The organism is Priestia flexa, from assembly GCF_021441905.1.
Lineage (GTDB): Bacteria > Bacillota > Bacilli > Bacillales > Bacillaceae_H > Priestia > Priestia flexa.
In genome coordinates this window covers 2,700,161-2,711,778 of the sequence record NZ_CP090431.1, presented here as the reverse complement: position 1 = coordinate 2,711,778, position 11,618 = coordinate 2,700,161, and the positions used below count along the sequence as shown (strand labels likewise).

Annotated in this window: 10 protein-coding genes; all 10 read left to right on the top strand. The window is 40.8% G+C overall.

Translation table 11 applies throughout. The features are described from left to right. The first annotated feature begins 139 nt into the window (after positions 1-139). The 10 genes from LZP85_RS13925 (at position 140) to rsmB (ending at position 11,616) form a co-directional block, all read left to right on the top strand. Positions 140-2,818 (top strand): calcium-translocating P-type ATPase, SERCA-type, encoded by a 2,679-nt coding sequence (locus LZP85_RS13925; protein WP_206782076.1) that lies wholly within the window; start codon positions 140-142, stop codon positions 2,816-2,818. Positions 2,819-2,970: 152 nt separating this feature from the next. Then, positions 2,971-3,846 (top strand): YicC/YloC family endoribonuclease, encoded by an 876-nt coding sequence (locus LZP85_RS13920; protein WP_206782075.1) that lies wholly within the window; start codon positions 2,971-2,973, stop codon positions 3,844-3,846. Positions 3,847-3,902: 56 nt separating this feature from the next. Then, positions 3,903-4,163, top strand: a complete 261-nt coding sequence (gene remA, locus LZP85_RS13915) for an extracellular matrix/biofilm regulator RemA (protein ID WP_025909043.1) — start codon at positions 3,903-3,905, stop codon at positions 4,161-4,163. Between the two features lie 13 nt (positions 4,164-4,176). After that, entirely contained in the window at positions 4,177-4,791 is a 615-nt protein-coding gene (gene gmk / locus LZP85_RS13910; RefSeq protein ID WP_025909042.1) for a guanylate kinase, read from the top strand. Next, the gene (gene rpoZ, locus LZP85_RS13905) at positions 4,792-5,013 is read left to right on the top strand and encodes a DNA-directed RNA polymerase subunit omega (protein WP_025909041.1); all 222 of its coding nucleotides are present in this window, start codon (positions 4,792-4,794) and stop codon (positions 5,011-5,013) included. 150 nt (positions 5,014-5,163) lie between these two features. Then, a complete protein-coding gene (gene coaBC / locus LZP85_RS13900) occupies positions 5,164-6,381 on the top strand; it encodes a bifunctional phosphopantothenoylcysteine decarboxylase/phosphopantothenate--cysteine ligase CoaBC (RefSeq protein WP_119542547.1) in 1,218 nt (405 codons plus the stop codon). After that, positions 6,378-8,792, top strand: coding sequence for a primosomal protein N' (gene priA / locus LZP85_RS13895; RefSeq protein ID WP_119542548.1), 2,415 nt, complete (start codon positions 6,378-6,380; stop codon positions 8,790-8,792). Before coaBC ends, priA begins: the two co-directional genes overlap by 4 nt. 69 nt (positions 8,793-8,861) lie before the next feature. After that, complete coding sequence (gene def / locus LZP85_RS13890) at positions 8,862-9,335, top strand: peptide deformylase (RefSeq protein WP_061784601.1); 474 nt, start codon at positions 8,862-8,864, stop codon at positions 9,333-9,335. A gap of 9 nt (positions 9,336-9,344) precedes the next feature. Beyond that, on the top strand, positions 9,345-10,283 hold the full coding sequence (gene fmt, locus LZP85_RS13885) for a methionyl-tRNA formyltransferase (protein WP_119542549.1): 939 nt from the start codon (positions 9,345-9,347) through the stop codon (positions 10,281-10,283). Next, positions 10,276-11,616 (top strand): 16S rRNA (cytosine(967)-C(5))-methyltransferase RsmB, encoded by a 1,341-nt coding sequence (gene rsmB / locus LZP85_RS13880; RefSeq protein WP_119542550.1) that lies wholly within the window; start codon positions 10,276-10,278, stop codon positions 11,614-11,616. The genes fmt and rsmB overlap by 8 nt, the downstream gene beginning before the upstream one ends. The last annotated feature ends 2 nt before the right edge of the window (positions 11,617-11,618 follow it).

Here is an 11,618-nt window from a genome sequence, read left to right as displayed (position 1 = left end):
GTTCACATCCTTTAATGTTTCAAAAATAGTCCTTCGTAAAAGTATAGCATTTTTTAGGACGAGTCTGAATAAGCATACGATATAACATTGTAACAATCTATGTGACTCATTTACAAACAAAAGGGTGTGAAGGAATGCGATGAAATGGTATGAGCTGAGTGAGCGAGCAACATTAGAAGTGACAAAAACAGATAAAGAAAATGGATTAACTGCAAAAGAAATCGCATTGAGGCAAAAGCAAGAAGGTTTCAATGAGCTTGCTGAAGGTGAAAAGCAGTCTGCGCTGCTCGTATTCTTGGAACAGTTTAAAGATTTTATGGTTTTGGTTTTATTAGCAGCTACGCTAATATCGGGCTTATTAGGAGAGTATATTGATGCTATTGCCATTATTGCGATTGTCGTGATTAATGGGTTTCTTGGATTCTTTCAAGAACGTCGTGCTGAAAAGTCACTTAATGCACTGAAGGAATTATCGGCGCCGCAGGTACTTGCTTTACGAGACGGTAAGTGGTCAAAGACTCTTTCTAGAGAACTGGTAGTGGGAGACATTGTCAAGTTTGGAAGTGGTGATCGGATTGGTGCTGATATTCGTCTTATTGATGCTAAAAGTTTAGAAATTGAAGAATCAGCGCTGACAGGTGAATCTGTCCCTGTTCCAAAGTATACGCGCGTATTAGAAGGAAATGAAATTCCACTTGGAGATCAAGAGAACATGGCGTTTATGGGGACGCTTGTGACGCGTGGAAGCGGTGTTGGAGTTGTAGTAGGGACAGGTATGAAGACTGCCATGGGACAAATCGCCGACTTATTACAAAATGCAGAAGCAGTCATTACCCCACTGCAACGAAAACTTGAGCAGCTTGGGAAAATTCTCATTATTGTTGCGCTTTTATTAACTGTTCTTGTAGTGGGAATTGGTGTCTTGCAAGGGCATGATTTATATACGATGTTCTTAGCAGGCGTATCACTAGCCGTTGCTGCAATTCCAGAAGGATTGCCAGCAATTGTAACCGTTGCTTTATCATTGGGCGTTCAGCGAATGATTAAACAAAAATCCATTGTTCGGAAGCTTCCAGCTGTTGAAACACTGGGCTGTGCATCTGTTATTTGCTCAGATAAAACGGGAACGCTTACTCAAAACAAGATGACCGTTACTCACTTGTGGTCAGGTGGGAAAACATGGAATTTATCTGGAACAGGCTATGACCCAAGCGGTACGTTTTCTGCTGAGGGGAAAGAAGTTAATGTTAGTCGAGAAAAACCGCTGCAGCAGCTGTTGCTGTTCGGCCTATTATGTAATCAAACAACGGTTACAAAAAAAGACAAAGATTATGTAGTCGATGGTGATCCTACAGAAGCCGCTTTAGTTGTAGCCGCAATGAAAGCGGACTTTACCCGTCAAAATGTAAAAGGAGACTTTAAAGTTATTGAAGAGTTTCCCTTTGATTCTACTAGGAAGATGATGAGTGTGGTGATAGAAGGCAAGGATAACAAGCGCTATGTGGTGACAAAGGGTGCACCAGATGTTCTACTAACAAATAGCAAGTCAATTGTATGGGAAAACCGTCATCAACAGCTGTCTCCTAGCGGTCGTGAAGAAGTGCAAAACGCCATCCATTCTCTAGCGAGCCAGGCACTTCGAACGATTGCGGTTGCTTATCGCCCGCTTGAATCGTACGAAACCATTACTACTGAACAAGCAGCTGAAAAAGAGCTTGTGTTTTTAGGATTTCAAGGGATGATTGACCCTCCACGACCTGAAGTAAAGCAGGCTGTAAAAGAATGCCGAGATGCTGGCATTAAAACGGTTATGATTACAGGAGATCATGTGATAACCGCTGAAGCGATTGCCAAGCAGCTCGGGATTTTACCAAAGGGAGGACGAGTACTAGAAGGCCATACGTTAAATACAATGTCACAGTCGGAGCTTGAAGACGTAGTAGATGATGTATATGTTTATGCACGCGTATCGCCTGAGCATAAATTAAAGATTGTTAAAGCGTTACAAGCAAAAGACCACGTTGTGGCTATGACAGGTGACGGTGTAAACGACGCACCTGCAATTAAAGCAGCCGACATTGGCATAGCAATGGGAATTACAGGAACGGACGTTGCTAAAGAAGCCTCAGCGCTGGTGCTACTAGATGATAACTTTGCAACGATTAAATCAGCGATTAAAGAAGGGCGAAACATTTATGAAAATATTCGAAAATTCATCCGATACCTACTTGCTTCTAACGTAGGAGAAATACTTGTAATGTTGTTTGCCATGATTCTAGCTCTGCCGCTTCCATTAGTACCCATTCAAATATTATGGGTCAACTTAGTGACGGATGGCCTTCCGGCGATGGCATTGGGGTTAGATCAACCTGAAGACGATGTAATGAAGCGTAGACCAAGGCATCCAAAAGAAGGGGTGTTTGCACGCGGACTTGGTTGGAAGGTAGTGAGTAGAGGGTTTTTAATTGGAATAGCGACCCTTGCTGCGTTTATTATTGTCTATGATAACAACCCTGATAACTTACAGTACGCTCAAACCATAGCATTTGCTACGCTTGTCATGGCCCAGCTAATTCATGTGTTTGACTGTCGAAGTGAGAAGTCCATTTTCGACCGGAATCCTTTTGAAAATCTTTACTTAGTTGGTGCGGTTATTTCATCAATTTTGCTAATGCTAGTTGTTATTTATTATCCACCTTTACAACCAATCTTCCATACGATGGCTATTGCGCCAAGGGAATGGTTAATTATTTTAGGTTTAGCAAGTGTTCCAACATTTTTATTAGCGGGATCACTTTTAACAAGAAAAAAATCGTAATTAATGATATAGTAATAAAGCACTGGTGGAAGCATACGGTTTGCTTTCACCAGCTTTTAATGAGTGAGGTACATTGCTTTTACTCTTTTTTTGAGTAACACTTTCTTTTATTTCTTTTTTTTTGTAAGATGTACATAGTGGATGTGATGATAATGATAAGAAGTATGACAGGTTTTGGCCGAGGACGAGCAGATAATGACGTTCAAGCGGTAACGGTAGAAATGAAATCGGTAAATCATCGCTTTTGTGAAATTACTGTGCGAATGCCAAGGCAATTAATGGAAATTGAAGATAAAATAAAAAAAATCATTCAAACATACATAAAACGTGGTAGAGTAGAAGTATTTGTTACGATTTCAGGTGAAGGATTAGCTAAAAAGACGTTACAAACGGATTGGGAGTTGCTAGGTGAGTATATGAAAGCTTTCCAAGAAATTAGCGAGCGTCACCAGCTTTCCAAGTCTGTTGAAATTCAAGATATTCTGCATATGCCTGACGTAATGACGACTTCTGAAGAAGAAGTAGACCAAACATCAATTCACCAGCTGGTTTTTACAGCGGTTGAACAAGCAGTAGGTCAGCTGCTAACGATGCGTGAAAAAGAGGGGCAAGAATTATATCAAGATTTAGTTCAGCATCTCACCAACATCCAGCAGCTTCGCGACGAAGTAGAATCGCTTGCACCGACTGTTAGTGAGCAATATGAGGATCGCTTGAGAAAAAGATTAACCGACTATCTTGAAGGTACAATCGATGAACAGCGAGTGCTAGCAGAAGTGGCTATTTTCGCTGAAAAAGCCGACGTTAATGAAGAATTAACCCGTATTCACAGTCATCTTACTCAGTTCTTTCAAACAATTGATACAACCGATGTTATCGGGAGAAAGCTTGATTTTCTTGTGCAAGAGTTAAATCGAGAAATGAACACAATTGGAGCGAAAGCGAATAATGGTAAGATTGCTCAATGTGTCATCGATATGAAAACGCAGCTAGAGCGTTTGAAAGAACAAGTTCAAAATATTGAATAGTTACTAGTAGCCTTCAGAATAGACGGACACAATATGGATACAGTAGGGGGCTTTGTATGAGCGGTAAATTAATTAATGTTGGATTTGGAAATTTTATTTCTTCTAATCGCATCATTTCTGTCGTTCAGCCGGAATCAGCACCAATTAAACGAATTGTGCAAGAAGCGAAGGATCGCGGAAGTTTAATTGATGCCACGCAGGGAAGAAAAACCCGAGCTGTGATTGTAATGGACAGTAATCATATTATTTTAGCTCCTGTTCAACCGGAAACTGTAGCACAAAGGCTTGTGAATAAAGAAGAATTAGTAGAAGGGTAGGGCGTATAAACCAATGATTGAAAGAGGTTTATTAATCGTTCTTTCCGGACCGTCAGGTGTTGGAAAAGGAACGGTAAGAAAAGCATTATTTGAACAAGAAGATATTAAACTTCAGTACTCTATTTCAGCAACAACGCGTCGTCCACGTGAAGGCGAAGTTGATGGTGTGGATTATTTCTTTAAAGAGCGCGAAGAATTTGAGCACATGATTGAAAATAAAAAGCTTCTAGAGTGGGCAGAGTACGTAGGGAACTACTACGGTACACCAATTGACTACGTTGAAGAAACGTTAGCTTCAGGGAAAGATGTCTTTTTAGAAATTGAGGTTCAAGGTGCTCTTCAAGTGAAAGAAGCATTTCCAGAAGGATTGTTTATTTTCTTAGCACCACCAAGCTTATCAGAGTTGAAGAGTCGTATTGTAAACCGCGGTACAGAAACAGAAGATTTAATTAACAACCGTATGCGCGTAGCAAAAGAAGAAATTGAGCTTATGGATGCATACGATTATGTAGTAGAAAATGACAAGGTAGAAAATGCATGTGCACGTATTCAAGCAATTGTCACGGCAGAGCATTGCCGCCGCGACCGTGTATCTGCACGCTATAAAAGAATGTTGGAGGTAGAATAAATGCTTTATCCGTCAATTGATTCATTAATGCAACGTTTAGATTCTAAATATACGCTAGTAACAGTAGCTGCAAAGCGCGCACGTCAACTTCAAATGCATAATGATACAACAATCCAAAGACCTGTATCTCATAAATTAGTAGGTTGTGCATTAGAAGAAATCAACTCAGAACAACTTACGTATACGCACGTACCTTCAAAAGATGAGAATGAAGAAAGATAATTGTTAAAATAACAACCTATTCGCAGTAGGTTGTTATTTTTTTCTGTTAGAAAGAGGGTTTGTCAAAATCAACTTCTATTCTTGAACATGTTATAATATGGACATTGTAAAGGTTGTTCAGTAGATAAAAAGATGGGAGTATGGGTAACGATGTTGAAAGGAAAACGAATTTTATTATGTGTTAGTGGTGGAATTGCTGTTTATAAGGCATCGGCTTTAACCAGTAAGTTAGTACAAGCAGGAGCCGAAGTGAAAGTCATTATGACAGATTCTGCTCGTGAGTTTGTTACGCCGTTAACATTTCAAGCACTTTCAAGAAATCCTGTATACACAGATACATTTGATGAAAAAGATCCGGCTGTTATTGCACATATTGACTTAGCAGATTGGCCAGATTTAATTCTTGTCGCACCTGCTACTGCTAATATGATAGGGAAATTAGCAAATGGAATTGCTGATGATATGATTTCAACTACTCTTCTTGCTGCCACAGCTCCAGTTTGGATTGCTCCAGCAATGAATGTTCATATGTACGATCATCCAGCTGTAAAAAAGAACATGCAAACATTAGCTTCATTTGGCTATCAGTTTGTGGAGCCTGGAGAGGGTTATTTAGCATGTGGTTATGTTGGGAAAGGAAGGTTAGAAGAACCTGAAACAATTGTTAGTCTTCTACAGTCTTATTTTTATGACCAAAAGCCACCTCAAGCGCTAAAAGGTACGAATGTTTTAGTTACAGCAGGGCCAACGGTTGAACGAGTGGATCCTGTACGTTTCTTTACTAATCGTTCGACTGGGAAAATGGGCTATGCTATCGCAGAAGAAGCAGCGAAGCAAGGAGCCAACGTAACGCTTATATCTGGGCCAACACAGCTGACGCCACCCGTTAACGTCAAAACAGTTCAAGTCGAGAGTGCACAGCAGATGTTTGAAGCGGTGATGAAGCATTATACGGATATGGATGTTGTCATTAAATCCGCGGCAGTTGCTGACTATCGTCCAAAGCATGTTCATCAGCAAAAGATGAAGAAGCAGCCGGGAGAGGCAGTACTAGAGTTGGAGCGCACTACTGACATTTTAAAAACGCTCGGAGATTATAAAGATTACAATCAGGTGCTCGTTGGATTTGCAGCAGAAACAGAACAGGTAGACTTATATGCTCAAAAGAAGCTCGAAAGCAAAAATCTAGATATGATTGTCGCTAACAACGTAACAAGTGAAGGTGCAGGTTTTGGAACAGATACGAATATCGTAAAATTTTATAAGCGAAACGGTGAGCAAAGGCAGCTTCCTCTTATGTCTAAATCATCTGTCGCTAAAGTTTTATTAGAAGAAGTGAAGCAGCTGCTAGAGAGTGTTCGACAATGAATTTTGCTAGCGTAATTGTTGACGTAGCAGCGAAGCAGACGGACCGAGCATTCGATTACTCGATTCCTCAACAGTGGAGAGAGATTCTTGTCCCAGGAATGCGGGTAATCGTTCCGTTTGGCCCGCGCAAGGTGCAGGGGTTTGTTGTAGACGTTAAATTAGAAACAGATGTAAAGCGAACGAAGCCAATCGCTGAGCTGCTTGATTTAACACCTGTGTTAACGCCTGAACTATTAGAGCTAGGTCATTGGCTCACTGAAAAAACGCTTTGCTTTAAAATATCTGCTTTTCAAGTAATGCTCCCTGCTGCGATGAAAGCAAAATATGACAAAAAGATATTGCTTCAATCAGGAGTAGAAAGTTCACAGCTTCACTCAAAGGTTCAGCCGTACTTTCAACATACTTCCGAAGTGATGTGGAGCGACATTGAGAAATCAGAGTCTGTAAATAGCTTTTATCGTGATATTCAAAAAGGACTCTTAGAAGTTGTATATTTAGTCAAAAGTAAAGGGAATAAAAAGACCGTGAAAGCTCTTCGTTTAGCTCAGCCGCCTGAACATGTCAAACAGCTGCTCCAAGAGTTGCCTAAACAAGCTGAAAAGCAAAAGCAAGTGCTTGAATTTATGCTTGTGCAAGAAGAAGAAGTAGCACAAAGAGACATTATGACTGTGCTTAACGTAACGAGTGCACCTATTAAAGGATTAGTTTCAAAAGGATTGCTTCACGAGGTTGATATGGAGATTTATCGAGACCCGTATGCCAATCGTGATTTTATTCCTTCAAAACCTTTTCCGTTAACAGATGAGCAATCGGCTGCTATCAAGCCAATCCTGCGCGATATTGAGAACCATGAACACGATGTTTTTCTCATGTATGGTGTAACTGGAAGCGGTAAAACGGAAGTATATTTACAGTCAATTGATCAAGTGTTGAAACAGGGGAAAGAAGCAATTATGCTTGTTCCAGAAATATCACTAACGCCTCAAATGGTCAAAAGATTTAAAGAGCGATTCGGTTCGAAGGTAGCCGTGATGCATAGCGGTTTGTCGGCCGGTGAGAAATACGATGAGTGGCGTAAAATTCAGCGCAAAGAGGTATCCGTAGTCGTAGGGGCAAGGTCGGCTATCTTTGCTCCGTTTCAACATGTGGGCATCATCATCATTGATGAAGAGCATGAAACGAGCTATAAGCAAGAGGAGAATCCCAGGTATCACGCGCGCGATGTGGCAATTAAACGCGCAGAATTTCACAACTGTCCAGTAATTTTAGGAAGTGCAACCCCGACACTAGAGTCATTTGCACGTGCTCAAAAAGGGGTTTATAAACTTCTGCCACTACGCGAACGAATGAATAAATCAGCTCTTCCAAAAGTAGATATTGTAGATATGCGTGAAGAGCTCCGCGATGGAAACCGGTCAATGTTCTCTACGCTTCTTCTTGAAAAAATACGTGAGCGCCTTGAAAGACGAGAACAAATTGTATTGTTCTTAAATAAGAGAGGGCACTCATCTTTTGTTATGTGCCGTGACTGTGGATATGTTCCTTCGTGTCCGCACTGTGAAATTTCATTGACATATCACCGCTACCAAAACCGAATGAAATGTCATTACTGTGGCTATGAAGAGCCAACTCAAACGGCTTGTCCAGAGTGCGAAAGCGACCATATTCGCTTTTTTGGATCAGGGACGCAAAAGGTGGAAGAAGAGCTTGGAAAGGTGTTGCCTGAAGCGTCTGTCATTCGAATGGATGTTGACACAACAAGCCGAAAAGGGGCGCATGAAAAGCTCCTAACAAAGTTTGGAAATGGAGAAGCGCAGATTTTATTAGGTACGCAAATGATTGCTAAAGGTTTAGACTTTCCAAACGTAACGCTTGTTGGGGTGTTATCAGCAGATACGATGTTGAACCTTCCTGACTTTCGAGCTGCTGAAAAAACGTTTCAGCTCCTTACACAAGTAAGCGGAAGAGCGGGACGTCACCACTTGCCTGGTGAAGTCGTTATTCAAACCTATGCTCCTGAGCATTACAGCATTCAGTTAGCAAGTCAGCACGACTATGATACTTTTTATCTTGAGGAAATGAAGCTTAGACAAGCTCATCGTTATCCACCGTTCTTTTATTTGGCGTTGGTAACTGTCTCACATGAAAATGTGGCAAAAGTGGTGTCTGTGACTGGGAAAATATCGCAGTATTTAAGACAAAAGCTCTCTCCGCAAGCCGTTATTTTAGGACCTGTTACCTCTCCAATTGCTAAGATAAAAGATAGATATCGATATCAATGCATGATAAAATACAAGCTGGAACCGAATATGATACCAGCTTTAAAATATGTAGTGAACCAGTACCAAGATCAAATGCAGCAGGAACAATTAACGATTACGATTGATTTACACCCTTATTCAATGATGTAAATCGACAACTAAAACGTTAAATGACTGCAGTTTTGGATATAAATAGAAAGAGTTGAAGGAGGGAGTAATTTGGCTAAATTAAAGCTAGTTTACCATCCCGATGAAGTATTAGAGACAAAATGTGAACCTGTCACAGTGTTTGATAATAAATTAGCTAAGTTAATCAATGGCATGTATGATTTAATGCTTGAAGCAGATGGAGTAGGACTTGCTGCTCCACAGGTTGGTGTATTACAGCAAGTAGCAGTGGTTGATATAGGAGATCGACACGGAAAAATTGAATTGGTTAACCCAGTCATTCTTGAAAAGCATGGTCAACAAACTGGTCCTGAAGGCTGCTTAAGTTTTCCGGGCCTTTTTGGTGACGTAACTCGCGCTGATTATGTGAAAGTACGAGCACATAATCGTCGTGGAAAAGTATTTGTAATGGAAGCAAAGGGTTTTTTAGCTCGTGCCATTCAGCATGAAATTGACCATTTACACGGGGTACTTTTTACTGAGAAAGTATCGCGTTATTATGAAGATGGAGAACTAGAAGGGTAGGAATTTAAAATGAAAGTCGTGTTTATGGGAACACCGGATTTTTCCGTACCGGTATTGCAAACTTTAATTAAAGATGGATATGAAGTAGTGGCCGTTGTAACACAGCCTGATCGTCCAAAAGGAAGAAAAAGAGTTATGACTCCACCACCAGTGAAAGTAGAGGCACAAAAGCATGGCATTCCAGTGCTGCAACCAGAAAAAATTCGTTTAGAAGAAGCGTACAGTGAAGTATTGGCATATAACCCTGACTTAATTGTAACGGCAGCGTTTGGACAAATTTTACCAACACCAATTTTAGAAGCGCCGAAATATGGCTGTATTAATGTCCATGCATCGTTGCTGCCTGAGCTTAGAGGAGGAGCACCGATTCATTATTCTATTTTACAAGGGAAGCCCAAAACTGGCGTAACGATTATGTATATGGTCGAAAAGCTAGATGCCGGTGATATTTTGACGAAAGTCGAAGTGCCTATTGAAGAAAAAGACCATGTTGGAACACTGCACGATAAACTAAGCGAAGCGGGAGCTAAATTATTATCTGAAACTATTCCAGCCCTCGTATCAGGTAATCTAACGCCAATAAAGCAGAACGAAGATGAAGCTACATTTGCGTTTAACATAAAGCGCGAACAAGAAAAAATTGATTGGACGCGAAGCGGTGAGGAAATTTATAACCACATCCGCGGTCTTCACCCTTGGCCAGTGGCGTATACGACGCTAGATGGTCAAGTGATGAAAGTTTGGTGGGGAGAAAAAGTTGCTGCAGAAGGAGATCCGGGGAAGGTAGTATCCCTTGAAAAAGATGGATTTATCGTGGCGACAGGAAACCGTACAGGAATTAAAATTACAGAGCTTCAACCATCTGGGAAAAAGAGAATGGAAGCCGCGCAGTTCTTACGCGGGAATGGCATTGAAGTAGGAGCTATGTTAGGAGCTCATAATGAGTAAATATAACGTTCGTGATATCGCGCTTGATATTTTACTTTCGATTGAAAAAAATCAGGCTTTCAGTAACTTGTTGTTAAACAAAAGTATTCAAAAGTACGGTGTTCAAGGGAAAGATGCCGGTCTCTTAACAGAGATTGTATATGGTACAATTCAAAGAAGAGATACGCTAGACTATAGTTTGGCTCCATTTTTAGCGAAAGCCAAAAAGCTTCAGCCTTGGGTCAAAGTATTGCTTCGTTTGTCTCTTTATCAGATGCTGCACTTAGATCGTGTACCTGATCGCGCAGTTATTCATGAAGCAGTAGAAATTGCTAAGAAGCGTGGCCATAAAGGAATTGCTTCGATGGTGAATGGTGTTTTACGTAATGTGCAACGAAACGGAGTTCCAAGCGTAGAAGAGATTAAAGATCCTATCGAGCGCTTATCGGTAGAAACGAGTCATCCTTTATGGTTGGTAAAACGATGGGTGGAACAATATGGATTGGACAAAACGCGTGAAATTTGTTTAGCTAATCTAATGTCCCCTAAGCAAACGCTTCGCGTAAACACAGCGAGGTTCACTATTTCTGAAGTAGTTGCTCAGCTTAAAGAAGAAGGTATTTCTGTAGAAAGCGGTGAGCTTGTTGAGGAAGCTTTAGAAGTTCAAAAAGGAAATGCTGCATATACAGATGCGTTTAGAAAAGGGATGTTTACTGTACAGGACGAAAGTTCAATGCTTGTCGCTCATGCTCTTGGTGTCGAACAAGGAGAAATGATATTAGATAGCTGTGCAGCACCAGGTGGGAAATCAACTCATATCGGTGAAAAGCTTAACAATACGGGACAAGTCATTTCTTTAGATATTCATGATCATAAAGTCAAGTTAATTTCTGAGCAAGCAGAGCGCTTGCAGCTTACGAATGTTTCACCAACGGTGCAAGATAGTCGTAAGGTGGCAGAGCGCTTTGAAGCGGAAACGTTTGATCGCATTTTAGTCGATGCTCCGTGCTCAGGATTCGGGGTTATGCGAAGAAAGCCGGATTTAAAGTATGTTAAGACCGAGCGTGACGTTCAGCAATTGGCAAAAATCCAGCTTGATATTTTATCAGCTGTTGCGCCACTTTTAAAAAAGGGTGGGACGCTTGTATACAGTACATGTACGATTGATCGTGATGAAAATGGAGATGTAGTGGATGCATTTCTCGATAATCATGCAGAATTTATGGTAGACTCTACCTTGGCAGAACGCATGCCAGAAAAGCTTAAACAAAACGTTAAACATGGACAAATTCAACTGCTTCCAAGCGAGGAAAGCGATGGGTTTTATATTGCATGTTTACAAAAGAAGGTGTAAAA

What these genes read in the sequence shown, in the direction of transcription:
- LZP85_RS13925 (WP_206782076.1), top strand. Translation starts at nt 140, where the DNA reads ATGAAATGGTATGAGCTGAGTGAGCGAGCAACATTAGAAGTGACAAAA.
- LZP85_RS13920 (WP_206782075.1), top strand. Translation starts at nt 2,971, where the DNA reads ATGATAAGAAGTATGACAGGTTTTGGCCGAGGACGAGCAGATAATGAC.
- remA (WP_025909043.1), top strand. Translation starts at nt 3,903, where the DNA reads ATGAGCGGTAAATTAATTAATGTTGGATTTGGAAATTTTATTTCTTCT.
- gmk (WP_025909042.1), top strand. Translation starts at nt 4,177, where the DNA reads ATGATTGAAAGAGGTTTATTAATCGTTCTTTCCGGACCGTCAGGTGTT.
- rpoZ (WP_025909041.1), top strand. Translation starts at nt 4,792, where the DNA reads ATGCTTTATCCGTCAATTGATTCATTAATGCAACGTTTAGATTCTAAA.
- coaBC (WP_119542547.1), top strand. Translation starts at nt 5,164, where the DNA reads ATGTTGAAAGGAAAACGAATTTTATTATGTGTTAGTGGTGGAATTGCT.
- priA (WP_119542548.1), top strand. Translation starts at nt 6,378, where the DNA reads ATGAATTTTGCTAGCGTAATTGTTGACGTAGCAGCGAAGCAGACGGAC.
- fmt (WP_119542549.1), top strand. Translation starts at nt 9,345, where the DNA reads ATGAAAGTCGTGTTTATGGGAACACCGGATTTTTCCGTACCGGTATTG.
- rsmB (WP_119542550.1), top strand. Translation starts at nt 10,276, where the DNA reads ATGAGTAAATATAACGTTCGTGATATCGCGCTTGATATTTTACTTTCG.